Source organism: Kribbella sp. NBC_00382, assembly GCF_036067295.1.
GTDB lineage: Bacteria > Actinomycetota > Actinomycetes > Propionibacteriales > Kribbellaceae > Kribbella.
The window spans coordinates 6,229,802-6,252,480 of the sequence record NZ_CP107954.1 but is presented as its reverse complement, the minus strand read 5'-3'; the positions used below and the strand labels follow the sequence as shown (position 1 = coordinate 6,252,480).

The window sequence follows — 22,679 nt, the reverse complement described above, 5'->3', positions numbered from 1 at the left end:
GTCGTGGTCGGAGCCAAGATCGGCTGGAAGCTTGTCCTGATGGCGTTCACCATCGTGGTGGGTCTGGTCGCCAACAAGGCGGTGACGACGGCCTGGAAGATCGGGTCGGGCGGCAAGCCACCCAAGGGCAACCAGGCCGGCTACATCGAGATCGTCACGTGGGCCGTCGCCAGTGGCGCGTCTGCCGCGGCCGCCAAGCGGTTCGCCGAGGACCGCGCGGCGAAGTACTGGCTCAAGTCCACCGGCAGCCTGCCGCCCGGCTACGAGGACAAGCCGAACTCCTGACGCAGCGCCTCCGCAACAGGACCACCTGGGCGCTCCCGGAGCTTCCCGTCGACATACACGTCCAGTACGTCGTCGTAGAACGCCACGAGCCCTGCTAGCTCCCTGACCTCCTTCAACGGCTCCAGGTAGCTCCACATGAGGTTGTCGCCGTAGTAGGTGGCCACGCCCTTGTAGGCACAGGAGGTCACCAGGTCGGTCGCCTCGAGCTCGGTAACGACATCCTCCCGCGGCAGGTAGAAGCGCATCGGGAGGCTCGTCTCGAACACCAGCGTCGGCCGGGAGCTCTCCGCGAGCACCTGCCCGTCCCGCTCGATCCGTACAGTCCGCGAGCTCTGCCGGGTCGCCACGCAGTGGTACGGCTCGCGGGCGTGCGCCACCAGCCGCTCATCCTCCTCGTACCACTCGTCGAACGCGTTGAAGTCCAGCACGACGTATTCGGCCAGCTCCGGATCCTCCGGGCGGAAGCCGGCGCCGATCAACCCGTCGACGTCCATCACCTCGCCCGGGCAGGAGTGCGCCGCGAACGGGATGCCGGGATGGAGGATGCCGTCCGGCAGCGGCAGCACCGATGCGTCCGACGGACTCAGGGTGGCGTGCAGCTCGGTCGCCGGTACGGCGTACGAGGGGACCACCCGGCGCGGCTCCCAGACCAGGATCGCTCTGACCGTGTCCACCAGCTCATGACCGTCCTGCCGGATCCGCACCCGCATCTCGGTCGGTTCGTGGCGCAGCAGCCCCAGTCCTTCCGCCCAAAGGTCTCGCATCTGCTTGCTCATGCGGCCAGGTTAGGAGCGCGGATGGCGCCTGGACATCGGTAGGAGCTACCTATCTCAAGACATGACAACGGGACCGTCCCCGTGGAGAAGGGGACGGTCCCGTGAGTCGGTACGGACTCAGCCGAGCAGGGCGACGATGCTGTGGTTCAGGCAGCGCAGTCGCGGCAGATCAGCTGTCCGTTCTTGCTGTTCGCGAGCTGGCTGCGGTGGTGAACCAAGAAGCAGCTCGAACAGGTGAACTCGTCGGCCTGGCGCGGGAGGACCCGCACCGCCAGCTCTTCGTGGCTCAGGTCCGCGCCGGGGAGCTCGAAGCTTTCAGCAGCTTCCGCCTCGTCCTCGTCGACCTTGCCGGAGTTCTTGTCGTGACGGCGAGTCTTCAGTTCCTCGATCGACTCTTCGCTGGAGTCCTCGTCCGTCTTGCGCGGGGCGTCGTAATCAGTCGCCATGGTGTTCCCTGCCCTCTTCGTACCCGTGGTGTTGCCTGCTGAGCCCTTGAACGGGTAACACGGCCGAGAAATTCCATCATGGAAGCTCTCGTCCCCCGAAACCCTTGACAGACAGGCTGGCAGCGGTGTCAGTACCGCCCCCGAGGCAGGGATTGTGCCCTATCAACGGGCCTTCGCGCGCGTCGGGGTCCACCTTCTGGCCCGCGTGTCGCAGATTGAGACAGGACCGAACAGTCGAATGCTCATTAGTGCGTACTAGCGCGCACTAACGAGCAGTTCTACGATCTGAGCGGGTTGGCGGCAGCGAGCGCATCGTGCAGCGCGCTGAACACGGCAGGGGTTGCGGCGATCGACATCTCCGGCGAAACGGGTGCTCCGCCGATCCCACCGACCGTCGCGCCGGCCTCGGCGGCGATCAGCGCGCCGGCGCCGTAGTCCCACGGGTTCAGCCCCCGCTCGTAGACCGCGTCGAGCCGTCCGCAGGCGACGTAGCAGAGGTCGATCGCGCCGACCCCGATCCGGCGGATGTCCCGGACCTTGGCGATCAGAGATTGCACAACTTCGGCCTGCACCAGGCGGCGGTCCGGGTCGTATCCGAAGCCGGTACCGACCAGCGCCTTGCTCAGGTCCGGGCACTCCGAGACCCGGATCGGCTTGCCGTCGAGGAACGCCCCGCCGCCGAGCGTCGCGGTGAACATCTCCCCCTTGGGCGCGTCCACGACCACCCCGGCCACCGTCTGCCCGTCGACCTCGACCGCGATCGAGACGGCGTACGTCGGGATGTCGTACAGGTAGTTGACCGTGCCGTCGATCGGGTCGACGACCCAGCGGACGCCGCTGGAGCCGTTGACGTCGTCACCCTCCTCGCCGAGGAACGAGTCGTCCGGCCGGGCCGCCAGCACCCTGGCCCGGATCAGCTCCTCCGACTCCCGGTCGACGGCGGTGACGATGTCCGTCGCCGTGCTCTTCGTGTCGGCCACCGTGACCGTCCCGCGGCGGCGCTCGACGATCAGCTGGGCCGCCTCGGCGGCGACCTCGACCGCCAGCTTCAGCAGGTCCTGGGGGTTCTCGGAGCTCATGCGGATTCCTTCGCTGCCGGTGCGGCTGGTTCGTGGGAGGTGGGCGCTCCGGGGCGGCGGAGGGCGGGACAGCAGTCCGGGCGGCAGTTGTCCCACCCGGGGCCGAGCTTGCCGAGACAGGGCCGGGCAGGCTGCTCGCCACGCTCCGCGGCGGCCCGCTCGATCACCAGGTCGCGCAGCATCGTCACGAACCGTGGGTCGGTACCAGGAGTCGCAGCACGCGCCATGGGCAGCCGGAGCTTCTCCGCAGTCGCTAGGGCCTCGGTGTCGAGGTCGTAGATGACCTCCATGTGGTCACTGACGAACCCGATCGGTACTACGGCAACGCCAGGCACCCCCTCGGCCGCGAGCGCCTCCAGGTGGTCGTTGACGTCCGGCTCGAGCCACGGCACCTGCGGCGGGCCGGAGCGCGAGCAGTAGACCAGGTCGGTCCTGCGCTCGACCCCTGTACGCCGCTGCAGCTCTGCGGTGATCTCGGCGGCCACATCCAGGTGCCAGCTGACATACCCATTGCCGTCGGGGCCACTGGTCTCGTTCATCTTGTTTGGAATGGAGTGCGTCACATAGGCGATAGCCGAGCCCTCGGGCAGCTTGCTCAGCGCCTCGGCGGTGGACTCGACGAAGGAGCCGACGAAGCCGGGGTGGTTCGCGTAGTGCCGCAGCTTGTCGATCACCGGAGCACCCTCGACAGCAGCCGTCGCATCGGCCAGGTTCTCCCGGTACTGCCGGCAGCCGGAGTACGACGGGTAGGCGCTCGTGACGATCACCACAGCCCGGCGTATGCCGTCGGCCGTCATCTGGCGCAGCGTGTCGGTCAGGTACGGCTCCCAGTTGCGATTGCCCCAGTACAGGGGCAGGTCCAGGCCGACCTCGTCGAAGGACTCACGGAGCGCCGTCAGCAGCTCACGGTTCTGGTCGTTGATCGGGCTGCGGCCGCCGAACGAGTAGTAGTGCTCACCGACCTCGACCAGCCGTTCGTCCGGGATACCGCGGCCCCGGGTGACGTTCTTGAGGAAGGGCAGCACGTCCGCGGGCTTCTCGGGACCACCGAACGAGAGCAGCAGCACGGCGTCGTACGGGCTTGCGTCAATTGCTGGGTCAGGCGTCGGTTCGACGGGCATACCCCGATGATCCCAGGCGCGCGGAGAACTGATGCGCGCGGTCCCGGTTGGGACAGCTAGGGTGAACTCGATTTCCCATGCTGAAGCCCTATGTACACCTCATGCGCCGACCCGGCGCCCGTGCCTTCTTCGTCGCCGGGATCGTCGGGCGTATGCCGATCTCGATGCTCGGTCTCGGCATCGTCATCCTGATCGCGCGAGAGAGCGGTTCCTACGGTCTGGCCGGCGCCGTCTCCGGCGTCGGGGTGGTCGCGGGAGCTCTCACCGGGCCGGTCCAGGGCCGGCTGGTCGACCGTTGGGGCCAGCGACTGCTGCTCCTCGTCGGTACGGTGCTCTGCACGGTCGCGCTGGCCGGGTTGCTCGTCGCCGTCCGCGCGGATGCGCCGTCGTGGGTGCTGTACGTCATCTCGTTCGTTGCCGGAGGCACCCGTCCGCAGGTCGGCTCGTTCGTCCGGGCCCGCTGGACCCATCTGCTCGGCCGGGGTCGCGCTCTCCAGACCGCGTTCGCACTGGAGGCCGTCGGCGACGAGGTCGTCTTCATCCTCGGCCCGGTCCTGGTCACCGCCCTCGCCACCCAGATCAGCCCGTACGCCGCGCTTGCAGCGGCCGGGGCGCTCGGTCTGGGCGGGGGCATCTGGCTGGCCGCGTTGCGCGCCTCCGACCCGCCAGGCCGGGGTGCTGCGGACGGTACCGAGAAGGCGCCCCTCCCCTGGCTCTCGTTGCTCCTGCTCAGCATCATCGGGCTCGGACTCGGAGCGACGCTGGGAAGCGCTGAGGTGGTCACTGTGGCGTTCACCGCCGCCGAGGGCCAGCCGGGCATGTCAGGCGTCGTACTGGCCGTGTGGGCGCTTGGGTCGATGCTGGCGGGCCTCTGGTACGGATCCGTCCACTGGAAGGCGCCGGTCGAGCGCCGGCTGCTGATCGGCACGATCGCGCTGGCCATCACGCTGTCGCCACTGCCCTTCGTCGGCAACATCCTCGTTCTCGGCGCAGTGCTGTTCGGGGCCGGCCTGACGATCGCGCCGACGATGGTCGCGGTCACCGCCTGCATCGAGGAGTGGGTACCGCCCCAGCGCCTCACCGAGGCGATCACCTGGACGGTCACCGGCCTGCTACTCGGTGTTGCCCCAGGCAACGCAGCCGCTGGTCATGCAGTCGACGTCTGGGGTGCCTCAGATGCGTACTGGGTGCCGGTGATCTCAGGCATCACCTGCGCCCTGATCGCCAGCGTCGCCGTCACCTTCGCCCGCCCCAAGACCCGCTTCGCCCACAACTGAGGTTGACTCTCCCCTGGCGGGAGACGCGAAGGTGGCTGGCATGGACGAACTCTTCTCGATCGGCGAACTGGCCCGGCGGACCGGGCTGACGGTCAAGGCCGTCCGGTACTACTCCGATCACGGGCTCGTACCACCGACCGACCGCAGCCCGGCCGGTTACCGCCGCTACGACCACGCCGCCGTCGCCCGTCTGGAGCTGCTCCGCTCGCTGCGTGAACTCGGCCTCGACCTCGGCACGATCCGCCAGGTCCTGGACCGCGAGGTCGCGCTCTCCGAGGTCGCCGCCGCGCATGCGAAGGCGCTCGCTGTCCAGATCCAGACCCTGCGGTTGCGACGCGCGATCCTCACGGCGGTAGCCGAGCGTGGCTCGACACCCGAGGAGCTGAACCTCATGCACCGACTCGCCCGACTCTCCGAAACCGAACGACGACAACTGGTCGACGACTTCCTCACCAGCGTCTTCGGATCCGACCCGGTGTTCGCGGGCATCCGCCAGACGCTGACCGCCGAGCTGCCGGACCACCCATCGACCGAGCAACTGGAAGCCTGGGTCGAGCTCGCGGAGCTGTCCCAGCAGGCATCCTTCCGCGCTGCCGTCCGGTTGATGGCGGCCGACTATGCAGTGGCCGCCGGGCGCCCGGGGTCGCTTCGGGAGCGCTTCGCCCATCTGCAGCGGACGACCGTGGATCCGCGGTGGAGCCGCTATCTGGATCTGCTTGCCGTAGTCAACGGATGGGCGCTACGTCATACGGGGTAGTGGGGCGTTCCAGCCTCGGCGGATGGCGATGAAGCGGATGAGGAAGCAGACGACGGCCGCGGCGAGGGTGGTCCAGGGTGCGTCGTAGTGCAGAGCGTTGACGACGACCACGATACCGGCGCCGAGGAATGCCGGGGTGGCGTAGATCTCGCTCCGCAGTACTACGGGGACGCGGCCGGAGAGTAGGTCGCGGATGACGCCGCCGCCGATTCCGGAGATGGTGCCGACCAGCGCGGCCGACAGCGGCGGCAGGCCGTACTCGAGCGCTTTGCGAGCGCCGGTGACGCAGAACAGCGCGAGGCCGGCCGCGTCGAAGACGTTGACCAGGCGCTCGACCCGGCCGATCCCGGGATGCAGGAAGAACGTGATCAGCCCGGCGGCCACCGGTACGACGAGGTAGCGCCAGTCGACCAGCGCGGCCGGCGGCGTCGCACCGATCAGTACGTCGCGGATGAACCCACCACCCAGCCCGGTCACCAGCGCCAGCACCTGGATCCCGAACACGTCCAGCTTCTTGCGTACTCCGACCAGCGCTCCGGTGATCCCGAACACGAAGATCCCCACCAGATCGAGCACATGCAAAGCCCATCCACTCACCACCGCACCGTAGCCGCCCACCCTGGCTCCAGCGAAAACCCAAGGCGCCCGCCACGCCGACCGGCCTACGCTTCAACCATGAGCGGACCACCCCACGTCGACTACACCGCCACGTCGTCCAGACCTCCGTGGGGCGCTCTCCCCGCCTCCCTCCGCACCGCCTTAGCAGTTGCCCTAGGCACCGAAATCCTCGAAGCCGGCCCATCAGTCGCCTCCGGCTTCACCGGCGGCTTCGCAGCTCCGTTGAAACTCGCCGACGGCCGCCAAATCTTCGTCAAAGCAGCCGACGACAGCCAGCACCCGTACCTGGCCTACCAGCGCGAGGCAGAACTGGTCCCCCGCCTGCCCAAGTCGATCCGCGTCCCCCGCATCCTGGCCACGGCGCACGCCACTGAAGGCGAAGCCCGATGGTTCGCGGTTGCCTCCGAGCGGGTCGAGGCGCGGATGCCGGGGATGCCTTGGACTCCGGAGGACTTCGCGGTGGTGACCGCGACCTGTGAGCTGATGGCGGATGCCCTCACGCCGAGCCCGTTCGACGACCTGCGGCCCTTCACCGAGGAGATCGAAGACCGCAACTTCCCGCGGTACCGGCCGACCGAGATCCTGGCCGGCAAAGAGCCGATGCCCGACGGCTTCCAGCCGTGGCTGCCGGACCGACTGCAGGAGCTGCAGGACCTGGTCGACCTCTACCCGACCGCCCTCGCCCCGACCTCCGCGATCCACACCGACATCCGCCCCGACAACCTCCTCATCGACGCCCACAACACCTGCTGGACCGTCGACTGGAACTGGCTGTGCCTCGGACCCGCCTGGTTCGACTGGGTCGGCCTGCTCCCCCTCGCCCACCGCGACGGCATCGACACCCTCGCCGCCCTCAAGGCCAGCCCGCTCACGAGCGCAGCACCAGCCGAACACCTCGACTGCTTCGCCGCAGTCCTCGCCGTCTACTTCCTCAACAAGCTCGACGCCCCGCCCCCACCCGGCTGCACCCCCGAGATCCGCCGCCACCAGCGCCTCTACGCCTGGGCCTTCCTCGACTGGCTCGCCTTGAGGCGTGACTGGGCGTAAAGGCCCAGCGCCCCGTGCTCGGATTCCGGTGAGCGATTGCGGTGTCCAGGTGCGTGCATCGCGGTGCTGGAGGAGCGTCCTCGATGCGGAGCATCGTGGACGCTTCGCCAGTGCCGCGAGGTGCGTGCCTGGGCGCCGCAAGCGCCAGCGGAATCCGAGCACGGGGCGCTAGTTTGTATACATGAGCAAAGGACCCACGACCCGGTACAAGGTCGAGGTGCAGGACGGCGCTAAGACGTCCCGCCGCGAGGACGTGGTCGTCACCGAGGAACCGCTCGAGCTCCGCCTCGAGTGGCCCGGCCGCCCGCCCGAGCCGCTCGTCATCACCATGCGCACCCCCGGCTCCGACTTCGAGCTGGCCGCCGGCTTCTGCCTCGGCGAGGGGTTCGCAGTACGGCCGAACGCGATCAGTACGGTCGCCTACTGCACCGACGTGAAGCTCACCCGCGAGCAGCAGTTCAACACCGTCACGGTCACCTTCGACGGACCGCCCGACCGCGAACCACCCCAGCGGTACGGCGTCACCTCAGCCGCCTGCGGCGTATGCGGCCAGCAGAGCCTCGACGAGCTCGCCGAACGCCAGTACGAACCAGTCGACCCAGTAGAGGTGCCGCTGGACGTAGTACTGCGCCTGCCGGACCTCCTCCGCGAGGCACAGCCCACCTTCGGCCGTACCGGTGGACTGCACGCGGCAGGCCTCTTCACCCCGGACGGCGAGAAGGTCGTAGTACGCGAGGATGTCGGTCGCCACAACGCCGTCGACAAGGTGGTCGGCTGGACCGTACTCAACCAGCGCAGCCGCAAGGGCCTCGCGCTCGTCGTGAGCGGCCGGATGGGCTACGAGCTGATCCAGAAGGCAGTAGCTGCCGGCATCGGCATGATGGTCGCCGTCGGCGCACCGTCCAGCCTCGCCGTCGACCTGGCCCGGCGGTTCGGCGTCACCCTGGTCGGCTTCACCCGAGGCGAGCGCTGTGTGATCTACAGCTCACCCGACCGGGTCCTGCGCTGACCTATCCGACGACCATCGCGCTCCGAAGTACAGGCGACCATTCCAACCGAGTCGGAGGAAGCGCCTTGTGAGCGAGGAGACCGCCTTACCGTGGCCGCGGGTTGTCGACCCGGCTGCTGGTAGCCCGGCCGACCTGATGGCGCGGGTGGCACGCGGCGACACCGACGCGTTCGCTGAGCTGTACGACCTGATGGCGCCCCGCGTCTACGGCCTGATCAGGCGCGTACTGCGCAACCCTGCACAGTCCGAGGAGGTGACCCAAGAGGTGATGGTCGAGATCTGGCGCACTGCCACTCGGTACGACGCCGATCGCGGCTCGCTCACCTCGTGGGTCCTGACGATGGCGCATCGCCGGGCGATCGACCGGGTTCGCTCGGAGCAGTCGTCCACCGATCGGGAGCAAGCGGTCGCGGCGGCGAGTTCGACCACGGAGTACGACGAGGTCGCCGAAGCCGTGACGACGAACCTCGAGGTGGAGCAGGTCCGGCACTGTCTGTCCTCGCTGACCGAGCTGCAGCGGGAGTCGGTGACGCTGGCGTACTACGGCGGATACTCGTACCGGGAAGTGGCGGAGTTGCTCGACGCCAAGCTCGCGACGATCAAAGCACGCATGCGCGACGGCCTGATCCGGCTGCGCGACTGCCTGGGTGTGACGGGGAGGTGAGGGCCATGACGACACCGGAAGTGCACGCGCTGACCGGTCCCTACGTACTGAATGCACTGCCCGAGGACGAGCGGATCGGTTTCGAGGCGCATCTCGCCGACTGCCAGTCCTGCAGCGCCGAGGTCGCGGAGCTCCGCGAGGCGGCCAACAAACTCGGTACTGCGGTCGCCACCGAGCCGCCGCCGGCCCTGAAGTCGCGCGTCCTCGCCGAGATCGCCACCACCCGCCAACTACACCCGCTGGTGAGGCCCGACGTACCGATCGCTGAGCCGATCGCTGTCCACCGCAAGTCCTTCACCCGCCGCTCCCTCTTCAGCCTGGCCGCGGCCGGACTCCTGGTAGCCGGCGCCGGCGGCATAGCGATCGACCAGTACCGCGACAACTCCGAGGCCCACCGCCAGAACCAGCAACTGGCGTCCCTCCTAGCCGAGCCGGACGCCAAAACCGTCCGAGCCAACCTCAAAACCGGCGGCCAAGCAGCAGTCGTGGTGTCCCCCACCAAGGACACCGCCATCGTCCTGCTGAACAACCTCCCCAAACTCCCCGACAACAAGACCTACCAACTCTGGCTGAGCGACAAGTCCCAGGACATGCACTCGGTAGGCCTCACCACCACCGACGGCCCCCACCTGATCGAAGGCGGCGTAGCCGACAAGATCGCCTTCGGCCTCACCATCGAAAACAAACCAGGCGCCACCCAACCCACCCTCACCACCGCCACCGTCATCCCGATGGCCTAAGGGCGAACGGGTGAGAAATCTAAGGCAGTAAGCCTGATGTGGCTCCTCCACTGCCGTCCGATCGTGGAGGCAGGCGGCGATTCGCGCCGCGAGGAGGAGCCATGAAACTCAGGTATGCATTCATCGCAGTACCGGTGCTGGTGTGCGGTACGGCCGTCGCCGCAACGTCACAGGCATCGGCCCAGAACGTCGAACCCGGCGGCGGTGGTGGTGGCGACGCCGTCATGTTCATCGACGTGCCAGGACCCACGCAGGTAGTCGCGGTCGACGACGGCCTGGCCGAAGCGCTGCAGACCGGCGCCGGCGCAGTGGGTGGCGCCGGTCTGGCCGTCACCGGTCTTTGGCTGTACCGGCGTCGTTCAACCCTTCGGACCGCCTAGCCGCTCGGCCAGGGCAGCGGCCTCCAGACGGCTCGCAGTACCGGTCTTTCGCAGGATGTTCGAGACGTGCACGCTGACCGTCTTGCCGCTGATGAAGAGCTCCTTCGCGATCTCGCCGTTCGAACGGCCGGCGACGAGGAAGCCCAGAATCTCCAGCTCCCGCGCGGTCAAGGCGGACAGCGGCGTGCGCGACTGGCCAGGGGCGGCGACAGCTGCCGGCTCGCGAAGGCTGATCCGCGTACGCCGGGCCAGCGCCGCGACGCTGTCCTGCAACGGTTCCGCACCCAGCTCGGCGGCAGTGTGGTGTGCCCGCCGCATCAACTCACTGACACTGACCGCCGGCTGACCAGCAGCCACCGTCGCCTCAGCACATCGGCATTGCGCGACAGCCTGGTGCCACGGCGCGTTCGCGGCCTCGCAGGCTTCGATCGCAACTCGCCATCGGCCAGGCTGGTCTGGGTCATCGCGGCAGCGCGCGACCTCGGCGAGGAAGAGGCTCTGATTCATCGATTGCACCGCCGCGTCCGGCCGTACGGTGGTGAACGGCTCCCACGGCCAATCGCTGACCACCTCGCCGAGCATCGCGACGACCTCGCCGGCGGCCGCTGGATCACCGGCATCGCGCGCCATCCGTGCGGCCTCTGCCGCAGCGTTCGCGTAAGGCACCAGCAGGTCGTCGTCATCATCCCTCGGTACGCCGCCCGGTCGGCTCAACTTGTTGTCGAGCCAATGCAGCGCCTGCAGGGGCTTCCCTTCGGCGACGAGGACCTCGGCGCCACCCTCCGCCAACGCGGCCCGCACTCCCAGGAAGTCATCGGAGATCAGTTCACGAGCGCGATCGAAATGCTGTCTTGCCTCCGGCAGGCTGCCGCAGCGGACCGCCAGCGTCGCGGCCGTCAATCTGATAGCGGCGCCGGCGATGCCCACACACCGGGCGGCAAGCGCGGTACGCAGTAGTTCGCGACACTCGTTCCAGCGCCCCGACGGCAGCAGACCTTCACAGGCCAGGTAGGCCAGGGAGTACGCGAACAGGTCCGGCCCGGGCGCGACGAGCTCGCTGTACCCGCGCAGTGCAACCTCGGTTGCCTCCTCGATCCTCCCGAGGCCAACCAGGGCGTTCACCTGCCACACGAAGGCCTTCAGTAGGTCGCCCATCGATCCGGACGAGCGTGCCAGCGGTTCGGCTGCCCGTGCGTCCGTCAGGGCTCGTACCGTGGAGTGGTCGAGGATCGCATTCGCTCGTGCGGTCAGCGCTTCGGCCAGCACCCGTTCGGAGCCGGCACCGCGGGCGATGCACACGGCCTCTTCCGCGTGCCTGAGTGCCTCGGGGCTACCGATCCAGCCTTCGGCGGATCCGAGCTCAGCCAGGACCCGGGCGTGCTCGGCGCTCTCCGGGAAAGGGGCCGTGAGCTCCTGAGCCTCGTGGATGTCCGCCAGCACGGCCTCGATCGGTTCGGTCCGGTGCCAGCGCAGAATGCTTCGGTCGACCAGCAGGTTGCTCGCCTGGAGCGGTTCACGATCCCGGTCGACCAAGCCGATCACCTCGTTGAGCCGGTCGATCGCGATGTCGTCCCGGCCGACCCGCAGACAGACCGCGCTGGCCCGCAGGACGAGTTCCACCCGGTCGGCGGCGGTGCCACGAATGGTCGGCGAGACCTGCTCCCACAGGTCGCACATCCGGATCAGCTGGATAGCTTGCTCGGCGGGCGCGCGCAGGTCGGTCGCGTGATCGGCGGCGAGCTTCGACCAGCGATAGGTGTCGTCGACACGACCCGCATGCTGACTGTGGACGGCGAGGTCGGCAGCTTCCGCCGGACCAGCCAGGGGCTCCAGCACCTCGAGGTAGGTGGCATGGATGCGAGCGGCCTCGAGTGGCGCCAGTTCGGCGTACAGGACCTCGGCGAGCAGGGGATGGCGGAACCACGGTTTGTCGGTCGACTCGGCTCTGAGAACTCCCCCGACCTGGGCCTCCCCGAGACACGCGGACAGTACGTCGGTGTCGATGCCGTGCTCCGATGCGACGGCGGCCAGGATCGGGAGGGTGGTCGGGCGGCCGCCGACGGCGAGCACTCGGACCAGTTGACGAGTCGGCGCGGACAGCTTGTGCCAGGCGGCCAAGAGCGCGTCGCGGAGAGCTTGCGGCACAGTCGCCGGTAAGACGGATTCCCCACCGGACAGTTGCTGGGCCAGCAGTTCGGTGAGGTACGGGTTGCCTCCCGAGGTCGACTGCACCTGGGCAGCAAGCTCGATATCCGGCACCTGTCCGAGCAACTGCTCCAGCTGTATCGCTGTGGCGTCCAGGTCGAGGCGGTCGAGGTGGATCTCCTCGAAGCCGGGCATCCGCCGCATGTCCGCGAGCCAGCTGTGCAGCGGGTGTCCCTCGGTCCGGTTCTCGTCCCGGCAGGTCCCAAGCACGGTCAGCCGCTGCCCGCGGAAGCCGGTGATCAGGTAGGCCAGCACATCCAGCGAAGCCACGTCCGCCCAGTGCAGGTCGTCGATCACCACGACTGTTCGATGGCGCTCCGCGATCCGGTTGAGGACCGTGTCGATCAACGGGATCAGGCGGATGGTCGGTGCGATCCGCCCGGTCCCCATGGCCGGCAGCAGTGCTCCCAGTTCGTCGGCGCCGGCCAGTACCTCCGAACGCTCCGTCGGATCCGCTCCGGCATACCAGTCCTGCAGCACCCCGATGATCGGTGCATACGGAACCGTCCCACCACCGAAATGAACGCAGGCGCCCCACAGCACGAGGAGCTCCGGATCGCCGCACGCCTCCCGAACCAGCCGGGTCTTCCCCACCCCGGCCTCACCATGCACGACCACCGCACGGGGCCGCCCGCCCGCAGCCCCTCCCAAGGCACCCTCGAGCAACTCCTGCTCAACACCCCGACCAGCAAGCCCCCAGCCAGCGGCCACCCGGCCCGCTTCCATCCCCTCATGCTCCCCCACCCCCACCCATCCGCCAACCAGTCGCGCCTCGCCGGCGTCAGACACTGCGTGCTGCTGAACCGGCTGGCGTGGGGTGCTGGCGACAAGATCGCCGTGCTGGTGCATGGGATGTTGGGGTCGGCCCGGCAGTTTCACGAGCTGGGCCCAGCTCTGGCCGGCCGCGGCTACCGGGCGATTGGTGTCGATCTGCCTGGCCACGGACGCTCACCCGCAACCGCCGATCCAACGATCGAGTCGTACGCCGAGTCCGTTGCCGAAACCGTCCGGGCCGAACTGGACACTCGAGCCGCGCCCGGTCCTGTGGTCGAACTGGCTATCGGGCACTCGCTCGGGGCCATCGTGCTCGCTGCTGCTCTCCCGCTCCTGCGTCCGGCGAGAGCCGTCTACGTCGACGTGCCGTTCTCGCCCGCCGATACGGGTGCCGGCGCTGACGAACTGCTGGCCCGGTTCAGCGGCGCCAAAGCCGGCCGGACCGTTGAGCAGTTGCGGGTGAGCAAGCCCGCGTGGTCCGAAGAAGATCGCAGGGTCGAAGCGGAGGCTGCTCGCCAGTTCGATCCGGCGACGGCGGTGGCGTTGCAGCTGAGATACGACCGAAATCCGTTACCGGGTCCGCCGAGTACCAGCATTCCCTCGGTACTGATCCGAGCCGAGCCCAGTCGGTTCGTTTCGCCGGAGCGGGCTGGTGAACTCAAGGGGCTCGGCTTTCGGGTCAGGTCGGTCGTCGCTGCCGGGCACTGCGTTTGGTACGGGCGGGTGGATGAGTTTCTCGGCGCGGTCCTCGACTAGTGCCGTTCTGGGGAGTCGGCTAGGAGGGTGTCGATTTCCTGGCGCGCGGCGTCGGTCAGCGGGCCGAAGGTGATGGCGGCCGCGTGTTCGCTGACCTGTTCCGGGGTTCGGGCTCCGGGGAGCGGGATGATGATCGGGTCCAGAGCCCAGAGGTAGGCGAGGGCGCCTTGGGTTAGGGTGCGGCCGTTGGTGGTGAGGATTTCTCGGACGGCTTCCAGGCGGCGGAGCCAGTCGGTCATGGTGTCGTCGTCGAAGTAGGTCCACCAGGGGGTGTCTCGGCGGACGTCGGTTTCGGCGGGGCGGTTCGAGAGGTTGTACTTGCCGGTTAGCAGGCCCATGGCTAGTGGGGTTCGGGCCAGGACTGTTAGGTCGTACTCGTGGGCGGTCGCCAAGACCTCGGGGTTGTGGCCGAAGACGTTGAGTTGGGACTGGACGCTTACGGCCGTTGCCTTGCCGTAGGTTGCGATTACCTCGGGGGCGTCGACGCTGGTGCCGAACTGTTTGACCTTGCCTTCGGCAACTAGTTGGTCGAGGGTTGCCACTACGTCCTCGGCAGCGGCGGCGGTGCCGGCGCCGTCGTGCATTTGGTACAGGTCGAGAGATTCGACACCCAGGCGGCGCAGGCTTCCTTCGCAGGCGTTGCGGATCGCGGCAGGTGAGACGTCCTGGCCTTGGGCGATCCGGGTGGTCTCGTCGAAGAGGTTGCCGAACTTGGTTGCGACGATCACCTCGTCGCGGACGCTGGACGGCAGTCGACGCAACGCTTCGCCGACCACCAATTCGCTGTGCCCGGTGCCGTAGACGTCAGCTGTGTCCAGCAACCGGATGCCGGCCTCGACGGCGGTGTGGATCATCCGGATGCTGACCTCGTCATCCACCTCACCCCAGCCGGCCGGCCGCCCGGAGGCCACCCACGGCCCGCCGATCGCCCAGCATCCGACTCCCAGCGCGCTCGTAGTACGCCCGCCGAGCTTCTTGCTCATTGCCTCAGTCATCTGTGTCCCATCGCAAAAGTCAGTCGCGAGGCGGCGGATCGATGCCGTCCTCGGCGGCCTGGTAGGCCGCGATCTTCCAGTCGATGACCTCGAGATCGGCCTGCAACTGCTGCAGATCCTCGAGCACCTTGATCCGGTGCTCCCGCAGCAACGCCAGCCGCCCGGCCCGGTCGCGATCGCCCTCCCGCACATGCCGGGTGAACCGCCGTACCTGCTCGATCGGCATCCCAGTACGCCGCAACCGGATCAGCACATCCAGCAACCCGATGCTGAGCTGATCGAACCGCCGCCGCCCACCGCCGTCCCGCGGCAACTCCCCCAGCAGCCCCTCGCGGTCGTAGTACCGCAAAGTATCGATCGACAACCCAGTCACCCGGGCCGCCTCACCGATCGTCACCCCACCGTCCGGCACCTGAATCGAGGTCATGCCCCTAGCCAACTACCTGGAGTGCACTCCAGGTCAACCCCGTTCAGCGACTTTCATTCACGCCCACGCTCGCCGGTACTACGTGATGCCGCCCGCCGCGCCGATCCCTGTCCGCCCACGCCCTCCACAGCCCGAGCCGCCGGCGCACTCCCGCCGAAAGCCTTCGCTGCCGACAACTGCAACGAACTGTCCGCCTCCACCCGGTCCAGGTACTGCGCGAAGTCCTTCCCGAACACCGGCAACCACACATCGGCCCGAGTCCCTTCCGGATCGGTCCGGAGAGCGTTCGCCAGCCGATCGTTGTACTCCCGGATCCCGACCCGGAACCGCTGGTAGTCCTCCGGCTTCCACCGATGATCGAAGTTCACGTCCGGCCGGCTCGGGTCATCGATCCGCGGCTTGCGAGACGGGTCAGCGGTCGCCTCGCACAGCCCATCGGTCAACTGGCGCAGGTCCTCGGTCAGTCCTGCTTGATCGAGCCCCGATCTCTTGATCTGCTCACCCAGCTGGATCGTCAAAGCGATCGGAGCCAGCGGCAACTTCCCCTCCATAGCGTTCGCGTACTTCAGCAACCGCACAGCCGGCCGCAAGCTGCCACCCGCCCGCGAGTCCTGCTGGTCGATCCACTCCGCGATCCCGACCGGATCGACCGGCTGGAAGGCGTTCTCGTCGAAGTTCACGATCGCCCGCTCCCCCGACGGCAGCTTCACCATCGGTACGACGTCCACGTGTACCTCACCCGGGAAGTCGATCCGCACGTTCCGGCTCTGCCGCTGAGCCGCCCCCGCACATGTACGGCTCTCGTTCAGCGCCCGCTCGGCCTCGACCAGATAATGCTGCGGATTCCAGTCCGCCCGGTACGGAAGCTCGAGCAGTACGTCGACGTCGAGTCCGCGCCCGGCGACCGGCTGGATCGCCGTACCGTAGAAGCAACTCCCCTGTCCGAGCAGCCGATTCTCGTTCGCAGCGAAGAGCGAATCCTCCACAAAAGCTTGCCGGACGTCGGCCACCCGCTGACCCAGCACGCGGTACGCATCGGCCGACAGGCTGACCTCAGAGTCCAGGAACCGCAGCAACGCCCGATCAATCCCGCGCTGCTGCTGATCAGCGCGCATCCGCAGGTCGATACCCGGCACCGGCAGCTCCGGCGGCGTGATCCGAAGCTTGTCCTCATAGCTCGTCTGCCGCACCGCTTCACTCCCCAGAGTGTTCATCGCAAGGGCCTCCGGCCCGACGATCTTCCAGCGCACGGCCTGGTCGATGTCCGGTGGTTCGAGCTGCTCCTCCCGCAGCCCGAACACGGCCGGCGTCACCTCCCGGCCGAGCATCGCCTGCCACCGATCCGTCCAGTCGGCGATGCTCGGGAACGTCTCGTTCATCAACGACTTCCGGACGAACCGGTACTTCGGATGCAGGTAGTCGTCAGGCCCGTGCGTCGGATCCGCCTCGAACCGCTCCCGTGCCCGCCGCACCATCTCGTCCGAGCTGATCACCAGATCGACATCACTCGGCGGCTCCAGCCCGAGCCGGTGCATCGCATCGAACAACCGCGACTGCGGCCGATCCGCATCGTCACCGAGCCACTGCTCCAGCCGCGCCTTGGCCACCGGCTGATCGGCCAACTCCGCCGGCGTCGGCAACGCCTTCCGCTTGTTGGCGAAGAAGCTGACGCTCGACCCCTTGAGGAACACCTCGACCGACTCGGCCGGTACGTCGTCCGAGCGCAGCGCATCGAGCAGACTCGACCTGAACTCCCGGAACTGCCCAGGCGTCAGCCCGTTCGGGGCCGTCCGGCCATGCCACCACTCGAGCTGCTCACGCGAGTAGCCGAGGAACTCCAGGTCCCGCGCCCGCACCTGATACCCGTTGGCCGGATCGACGGGGAACACCGGCTCAGGCCTCTTGATCCAGTACTACGCCAGCCGCCGCAACCGCCGCCCGCACCTGATCGCGGACCGCCGCCAACTCACCGGCTGCCGGCGGATCCCCTTGGTACGTGAGGACGAACGACCACCGGCCGTCCTCCCGGTAGAGCCGCAGCACCACCGGCGTACCGGGTGTGTCCCGCAGCCGCCGTACGCCGAACTCCTCCGACCGCTCGTCATCGAGCCGCCCGCGGGCCTCCAACCCGCTGACCGCCCGGAGCCGATCGAGCGACGAGGCAGTCAGCGCACCGGAGAACCGAGCGGTGTACGCGCGCACGACCGGCAAACTCATGCGCGGCACGTTACAACGTCAGCGGGCCGTCAGGACTCGAGTTTGATGTACGTCGCGCGCGGCACGTACTCGTACCTGTCCGGCATGCAGGTCAGGATGATGACCTGCCCATGGTCGCCGGCCCGGCCGAGCAATGCGCCCATGTCCCGCAGCCGCGCCTTATCCGACCAGCCGAGAGCGTCGTCGAAGATGATCGGGACGCTGCCTTCGCCGGTGCTGACCAGGTGGCTGATCGCAAGGCGGGTGATGATCGCGAGCTGCTCCTGGGCGCCCGTCGACAAGGCTTCGACGCGGAGTCGTGCGCCGTCCAGTTCGCGTTCGGCGACAGCGAGGTCGTCATCCAGCCAGACACGGAACGACGGACCGTAGACGCTGCGGCCGAGCGCCTCGATCCGGGTCTGCAAAGGCTCCGAGTACTTCGTCTGCGCCTCCGCCCGATGCCGGCCGAGGGTTTCGTAGACCCGGTGGGCCGCATCCGCGCGCCGCTTCAAGCTCTCGTGTTCGGTGCGCAGAGCGGCCAGATCGAGTTCAGCCGTGTCGCGCCGGGTTGCCAGGCCGTCCCGCCCGGATTGCTCCAGCCGGCCCTCGGTGGTGCGCAGCGAATCACGCAGTACGTCCCGCTCGCCCTGCAGCCGCGTCGCGACCGCCAGCGCATCCGCCAACTCCCCCGCGACCTGATCGGCCCCGGCTTCATCGACCTGCTCCTGTACTGCGGTCAGCTCCTCAAGTACAGCCTCGACCTCACCCGTGGCCTCGACCTCAGCGCCCTCGACGTCGTCATCGGCCAGCAACGAACGAGCAGCCTCAAGAGACTCGACAGCAGCAGCCAACCGCTCCCCCGCCAACTCCGCCCGAGCCCGCGCCTGCTGAGCCTCCGACCGATCCTCGTCGGCCGCCTTACGCGCCTGCGCTGCAGCAAACTCCGCATCCGCCAGCAACGACTCGGCCTCGGCGAGCCCGCTCCGCGCGTTCTCCAACCGCCGTTGCGCAACCGCCAGCTCGCCGACGTCCATCGGCTCGGGGATCTCCAGATCCGCGAAATCAAAGGCGTTCTCGTCCGGTTCGAACTGCTCGAACAACGACATCTGCCCAGGAACGTCCTCGACCGGAGCCTGTTGCTTCGCGGGCGGCTGCTCGGCCTCTTCGCCTTCGACGAACCCGAGCCGCGAGGTCAGCAGCGCGATCCGCTCGGCCGGGTCACCGCCAGACGTCAACGACCGCTCGGTACGCCGGGCCTCCTGCAACTCCGCCGACGCCAGGTCTCCCTTGCGCAACAACTCCCGCGCAGCCGGCAGGTCCTTGACCCGCGCCTTCTTCAGCAGATCCTTCTCACGCCGGACAGCCTCATCCACGGCCGCCCGCAGCGTCGCCGCCTCGCCACCCGCACGAACCCGGACCTCCACCGCACCCGGTACGCCGACCACCAACTCGCCAGACACCAGCAACTCAACGCTGCCGTCCTCGCCCAACGACGAAGGCACCTTGGACGAACCGGCATCCAACCCGGTCCCCGACAACTCGACAGCCTCACCACCAAGCCGCCGTACCGACACCTCCGGTACTCCGGCCGCCAGCGCCGCGCGAGCCTCGACAACCTTCGCCCGCGCATCCTCCAACGCATTCACCAACGCGTCATCGACCAAGATCGCGTCGAGCACAGCACCAGCCGCAGCGATCCGCGCCCGTACGTCGATCAGCTCAGCCTGCTGTCCAAGCAACCGATCAAGCTCGGCCCGGTCCATCAGCGACGAGACGAGCCGCTCCACATCCTGGACCTCGCCACGCCGCTCATCCTTGAGCTCGACCACCTCGGCGAGCGCAGCCTCGGCAGCGTGAACCGTCTCAGCCGCCTTGCGAGCAGTCTGGTCAGCGTGCTTCCAGCGCTCGGCCAGCTCCGCATCGGCCTTGGTGAATCGCTCGACGTCGACCAGCAACCGCTCGCGTTCGAGCCGCGTGCGGGTGTGGTTTTCCAAACGCGCACGAGCAGTCTCGGCGCGGCTGCGGATCGAGTCCCGCCGGAGCAGGATCTCGTCGGTCGCCTTCTTCTTCTCGCGCAGTCCCTCAACGGAGACGAGGTGCGCGTCGAGTCTTCCCGAGAGGTCAGCCAGGTCGAGTGCGAGCCGCTCGGCGCGACGAATATCGGCGAGCACCTCGTCCATCGCCTTCAACGCCTGCTCGGCTGCGAGTTCCGCTGCCGCGACGTGCTGCGCCGACTTGGCAAAATCGCCGGTCGGACGGCCGCCACGGGTCCAGTAGCGCAGGTACTCGTGCTCGACGGCGGTGACCAGTGGCATCGAGGCGCCATCGACCGGCGTACCGGATTCTGCGGTGACCGCGGTGATCAGCGGCTCGGCGTCGGCGGGCGTCGGAAGTACGAGGGACTGGCCTTGACCGACCATCAACGTCTGCCACAGCACGGGATCGACGTTCTCCGCGAACAGCCGCTCAGCCTCGTTGTGCGCCTCGCGGCCCGTGAAGGTCTGCCGGCGGCCGTCGGGCTCGACGACGGACAGCTCGGTGGAACGGTTCTTCAGCCAGCGCTTGGTGTAGGCCAGCTCGCGGCCGCCCAGCGTCAGCTCGACGGTGACCTCGGGGGCAACGTCCTGGCCGACCGGCTGGATGTCTCGGATCCGGGTCGACTTGGAGTCGTCGGGGAAGTCGAAGACCAGCGCGAACGCCTCGACCAGGCTCGACTTGCCGACTTCGTTGTCGCCGACGATCACGGTGGTACCGATGCCAGGCAGGTCGACGGTACGGTCCTTGACGCCACGGAAGTTCCGCAGCGTCAGTCGATGCAGCCTCATCCCGCGTCCCGCGCCAGTCTGTGCATCAACGTCAGCGCCGCACCGGCACTCTCGTCGCCACCGGCCAGCGCCTGCCGCAACTCCTCCATCGCGGCCCGGGCGGGACCACTCAACTGCAACGAGTCCAGATCCGCGGCATCCGGCGCCGGGCGTACCGTCCAGAACTTCGCCCACCGCTCGACACTGGCGAAGACCTCGCCCTGCGCGTCGACCATCGCGTCCAGCCGGCTCAGCAGCGGCAACGGCAGCGACCCGTCGGCGGCGAGCCGGACATAGGTCCGCTCCTTCTCCGGCAACTCGGCGAAGAAGTCCTCCAGCGCGGTCAGCGACTCCTCGTCGTACAGCTCCGCGTGATGCTCGACCATGTGCCAGGCCCCGACCCGGATCGGCTCGACCTCGATCTGCGCGGCGTTGACCGTCACCTTCAAAACATTGCCCGGGTGCGTCTCCTCCGGCGCCGTGACCTCCTGCGTCCCGGAGAACCAGATCCGCTCGGTCACCTCAGTGGTCGAGTGCCGGTCACCAAGACCGACGTAATGCAACCGCCCATCGGCAACAGCGGCCTCGAGCGCCACCTGGTCAATGGTCGGTACGTCCGACATGCCGCCGCTGAGGCTGGTCAGCTGCCCGTGCGCGAGCAAGATCCGCGTCGTACCGGCAGGAGCAGGCTTCAGCTCGGCATACCCAGGAGCCGCCGGATCGGACACAGGCCGGCGCGAACGCCAGGGTGCCCCCACGATCTCGACCCCTGGCACGATCTCGATCGGCCGGCTGTCCGTCACCACGACCACATGATCGGGCGCATGCCCCAACCACTGCGCCGATGACCACAGCGACCCCGGCTCGAGCGCGTCATGGTTCCCCGGCAGCAACACCACCGGTACTTCGATCCGCTTCAGCGCTTCACAAGCGCGCAGGATCGTCGGCCGCTCGACCTGGTTGTGCTCGAACACGTCCCCGGTGACCACCACGAAGGCCGCGCCGGTCTCCTTGGCGACGTCCCCGATCCGCATGACGGCGTCCAGCCGCGCCTGGGCCCAGCGGGCCTGACCGTCCGGCCCCAGGAACCGGCGCATCATGCCCAGCTGCCAGTCAGAGCTGTGCAGGAAGGTGATCGAGTCTTTCATCGCGCGAGAACGCTAACCCGGCGTGCTCACCTGCACCCAATCAACACACCCACAACCCCCGGAGTGCCCGCCATTCGAACACTAAATCGAGTTGAAGCGGCGGATCAGGGTCGCGAGGATCACTTCATGGACACCTATCTCGAGACCGAGCGGCTGGTACTGCGCCGTTTCACGGGCGGGGATGTCGAGTTGCTGGTGGAGCTGGACTCCGATCCGGAGGTGATGCGGTACCTGACCGGTGAGCCGACGCCGCGGGACGAGGTGGAGCGGAAGGTGCTGCCGGAGATCCTCGCGCGGTACGAGACGCATCCGGGGCTGGGGACCTTCGCGGCGCACGAGACGTCGAGTGGGCGGTTCGTCGGGTGGTTCGGGTTGCAGCCGACTGGCGAGGCGGGGACTGTCGACGTCGGATACCGGTTGACCAGGTCGGCCTGGGGTCAGGGGTATGCGACCGAGGGCACCCGTGCGCTGATCGACCATGCGTTCGGCACGTTGGGGATGACCCGGGTGGTCGCGGACACGATGGCGGTCAACACCAGGTCGCGGCGGGTGATGGCGAAGTCGGGGCTCCGGTTCGTCCGGGTCTTCCACGTGGCGTTCGACGACCCGCTGCCGGGGACGGAGTACGGCGAGGTCGAGTACGCGATCGATCGGAGTACCTGGGAAGCTGGGGCTCGTGCCTGATGAACCACGCCCGTACGCCGTCCTGGACATCGACGCGACCTTGTCCGACACCAGCAAGCGGATCAAGTTTCTCGACAAGAAGCCGAAGGACTGGGACTCGTTCTTCGCCCACGCCAAGGACGACGCCGTACTGGACGAAGGACTCGCGGTCGCGACGACGCTGGCGGCGGACCACGAGATCGTCTACCTGACCGGGCGGCCCGAGCGGCTCCGGCGGGACACTGTGAAGTGGTTCGAGGACAACGGCTTCCCCGAAGGCAAGCTGCTGATGCGCGGCAACAACGACCGCCGCCCATCGGCCATGATGAAGCTCGCCCGGCTCCGGACACTCGCGCAGGAGCGGCAGGTCGCAGTACTAGTCGACGACGACGTGAAGGTCTGCGCCGCCGCCGAAAAAGCCGGCTACACCGTGATGAGGGCCGACTGGGGACTCGATGCCGAGACCCAGCCGACCCTCTTCGAAGCTCAGGAAACAGAAGGACGTACCTGAG

22 protein-coding genes and 2 pseudogenes are annotated in these 22,679 nt (G+C 68.1%); 12 read left to right on the top strand and 12 right to left on the bottom strand.

Annotated features, from left to right (window positions below; all coding sequences use genetic code 11):
- The first annotated feature begins 3 nt into the window (after positions 1–3).
- Entirely contained in the window at positions 4–285 is a 282-nt protein-coding gene (locus OHA70_RS29765) for a DUF4235 domain-containing protein (RefSeq protein ID WP_328323052.1), read from the top strand.
- On the opposite strand, the gene OHA70_RS29760 is transcribed toward OHA70_RS29765, so the two are convergent.
- The 4 genes from OHA70_RS29760 to OHA70_RS29745 form a co-directional block, all read right to left on the bottom strand.
- Positions 261–1,061 carry a DUF427 domain-containing protein gene (locus OHA70_RS29760; protein ID WP_328323050.1) on the bottom strand — a complete coding sequence of 267 codons (801 nt, stop codon included), beginning with the start codon at positions 1,059–1,061 and terminating at the stop codon, positions 261–263. The genes OHA70_RS29765 and OHA70_RS29760 overlap by 25 nt on opposite strands.
- Before the next feature lie 146 nt (positions 1,062–1,207).
- Positions 1,208–1,507 (bottom strand): DUF4193 domain-containing protein, encoded by a 300-nt coding sequence (locus OHA70_RS29755; RefSeq protein ID WP_012921380.1) that lies wholly within the window; start codon positions 1,505–1,507, stop codon positions 1,208–1,210.
- Between the two features lie 278 nt (positions 1,508–1,785).
- Positions 1,786–2,586 carry an inositol monophosphatase family protein gene (locus tag OHA70_RS29750; RefSeq protein ID WP_328323041.1) on the bottom strand — a complete coding sequence of 267 codons (801 nt, stop codon included), beginning with the start codon at positions 2,584–2,586 and terminating at the stop codon, positions 1,786–1,788.
- Positions 2,583–3,707, bottom strand: a complete 1,125-nt coding sequence (locus tag OHA70_RS29745) for a ferrochelatase (RefSeq protein ID WP_328323039.1) — start codon at positions 3,705–3,707, stop codon at positions 2,583–2,585. The genes OHA70_RS29750 and OHA70_RS29745 overlap by 4 nt, the downstream gene beginning before the upstream one ends.
- A gap of 77 nt (positions 3,708–3,784) precedes the next feature.
- Between OHA70_RS29745 and OHA70_RS29740 the strand changes: the two genes are divergently transcribed.
- The 3 genes and pseudogenes from OHA70_RS29740 to OHA70_RS39810 form a co-directional block, all read left to right on the top strand.
- A complete protein-coding gene (locus OHA70_RS29740) occupies positions 3,785–4,984 on the top strand; it encodes an MFS transporter (RefSeq protein ID WP_328323037.1) in 1,200 nt (399 codons plus the stop codon).
- A gap of 40 nt (positions 4,985–5,024) precedes the next feature.
- Positions 5,025–5,231, top strand: a pseudogene (locus OHA70_RS39815) (MerR family transcriptional regulator); the annotation flags it as partial.
- A 156-nt stretch (positions 5,232–5,387) separates the two neighbouring features.
- Positions 5,388–5,510 (top strand): annotated as a pseudogene (locus OHA70_RS39810) (MerR family transcriptional regulator); the annotation flags it as partial.
- A 213-nt stretch (positions 5,511–5,723) separates the two neighbouring features.
- Here the strand turns inward: OHA70_RS39810 and OHA70_RS29730 are convergent.
- Positions 5,724–6,338, bottom strand: a complete 615-nt coding sequence (locus OHA70_RS29730) for a trimeric intracellular cation channel family protein (protein ID WP_442913848.1) — start codon at positions 6,336–6,338, stop codon at positions 5,724–5,726.
- Between the two features lie 78 nt (positions 6,339–6,416).
- On the opposite strand from OHA70_RS29730, the gene OHA70_RS29725 reads away from it, so the two are divergent.
- The 5 genes from OHA70_RS29725 to OHA70_RS29705 all read left to right on the top strand — a co-directional run bounded on the left by OHA70_RS29725 (position 6,417) and on the right by OHA70_RS29705 (position 10,199).
- Positions 6,417–7,406 carry a phosphotransferase family protein gene (locus tag OHA70_RS29725; RefSeq protein WP_328323032.1) on the top strand — a complete coding sequence of 330 codons (990 nt, stop codon included), beginning with the start codon at positions 6,417–6,419 and terminating at the stop codon, positions 7,404–7,406.
- Positions 7,407–7,587: 181 nt separating this feature from the next.
- Positions 7,588–8,415, top strand: a complete 828-nt coding sequence (gene fdhD / locus OHA70_RS29720; protein ID WP_328323030.1) for a formate dehydrogenase accessory sulfurtransferase FdhD — start codon at positions 7,588–7,590, stop codon at positions 8,413–8,415.
- A 67-nt stretch (positions 8,416–8,482) separates the two neighbouring features.
- Positions 8,483–9,079 (top strand): sigma-70 family RNA polymerase sigma factor, encoded by a 597-nt coding sequence (locus tag OHA70_RS29715; RefSeq protein ID WP_328323028.1) that lies wholly within the window; start codon positions 8,483–8,485, stop codon positions 9,077–9,079.
- Positions 9,080–9,084: 5 nt separating this feature from the next.
- A complete protein-coding gene (locus OHA70_RS29710; protein WP_328323026.1) occupies positions 9,085–9,819 on the top strand; it encodes an anti-sigma factor in 735 nt (244 codons plus the stop codon).
- Between the two features lie 101 nt (positions 9,820–9,920).
- Complete coding sequence (locus OHA70_RS29705; RefSeq protein ID WP_328323024.1) at positions 9,921–10,199, top strand: hypothetical protein; 279 nt, start codon at positions 9,921–9,923, stop codon at positions 10,197–10,199.
- On the opposite strand, the gene OHA70_RS29700 is transcribed toward OHA70_RS29705, so the two are convergent.
- On the bottom strand, positions 10,179–13,130 hold the full coding sequence (locus OHA70_RS29700) for a helix-turn-helix transcriptional regulator (protein ID WP_328323021.1): 2,952 nt from the start codon (positions 13,128–13,130) through the stop codon (positions 10,179–10,181). The two genes, OHA70_RS29705 and OHA70_RS29700, sit on opposite strands and share 21 nt — an antisense overlap.
- Between OHA70_RS29700 and OHA70_RS29695 the strand changes: the two genes are divergently transcribed.
- On the top strand, positions 13,011–13,934 hold the full coding sequence (locus OHA70_RS29695; RefSeq protein WP_328323019.1) for an alpha/beta fold hydrolase: 924 nt from the start codon (positions 13,011–13,013) through the stop codon (positions 13,932–13,934). The genes OHA70_RS29700 and OHA70_RS29695 overlap by 120 nt on opposite strands.
- Here OHA70_RS29695 and OHA70_RS29690 read toward each other — a convergent pair.
- From OHA70_RS29690 to OHA70_RS29665, 6 genes are read right to left on the bottom strand one after another with little or no spacing between them, the layout of a single operon-like run.
- Complete coding sequence (locus OHA70_RS29690) at positions 13,931–14,929, bottom strand: aldo/keto reductase (RefSeq protein ID WP_328323017.1); 999 nt, start codon at positions 14,927–14,929, stop codon at positions 13,931–13,933. The genes OHA70_RS29695 and OHA70_RS29690 overlap by 4 nt on opposite strands.
- A gap of 19 nt (positions 14,930–14,948) precedes the next feature.
- Positions 14,949–15,356: a MerR family transcriptional regulator gene (locus OHA70_RS29685; protein WP_328323015.1), complete on the bottom strand. Its 408-nt coding sequence runs from the start codon at positions 15,354–15,356 to the stop codon at positions 14,949–14,951.
- Between the two features lie 53 nt (positions 15,357–15,409).
- Entirely contained in the window at positions 15,410–17,245 is a 1,836-nt protein-coding gene (locus tag OHA70_RS29680) for an SMODS domain-containing nucleotidyltransferase (protein WP_328323013.1), read from the bottom strand.
- Between the two features lie 4 nt (positions 17,246–17,249).
- The gene (locus OHA70_RS29675) at positions 17,250–17,573 is read right to left on the bottom strand and encodes a hypothetical protein (RefSeq protein WP_328323010.1); all 324 of its coding nucleotides are present in this window, start codon (positions 17,571–17,573) and stop codon (positions 17,250–17,252) included.
- A 29-nt stretch (positions 17,574–17,602) separates the two neighbouring features.
- A complete protein-coding gene (locus OHA70_RS29670; RefSeq protein ID WP_328323008.1) occupies positions 17,603–20,377 on the bottom strand; it encodes an AAA family ATPase in 2,775 nt (924 codons plus the stop codon).
- On the bottom strand, positions 20,374–21,504 hold the full coding sequence (locus OHA70_RS29665; protein WP_328323006.1) for a metallophosphoesterase family protein: 1,131 nt from the start codon (positions 21,502–21,504) through the stop codon (positions 20,374–20,376). Before OHA70_RS29665 ends, OHA70_RS29670 begins: the two co-directional genes overlap by 4 nt.
- A 126-nt stretch (positions 21,505–21,630) precedes the next feature.
- On the opposite strand from OHA70_RS29665, the gene OHA70_RS29660 reads away from it, so the two are divergent.
- Both OHA70_RS29660 and OHA70_RS29655 read left to right on the top strand, forming a co-directional pair.
- On the top strand, positions 21,631–22,188 hold the full coding sequence (locus OHA70_RS29660; RefSeq protein WP_328323004.1) for a GNAT family N-acetyltransferase: 558 nt from the start codon (positions 21,631–21,633) through the stop codon (positions 22,186–22,188).
- Positions 22,181–22,678, top strand: coding sequence for a phosphatase domain-containing protein (locus OHA70_RS29655; protein ID WP_328323002.1), 498 nt, complete (start codon positions 22,181–22,183; stop codon positions 22,676–22,678). Before OHA70_RS29660 ends, OHA70_RS29655 begins: the two co-directional genes overlap by 8 nt.
- Position 22,679 lies beyond the last annotated feature (1 nt).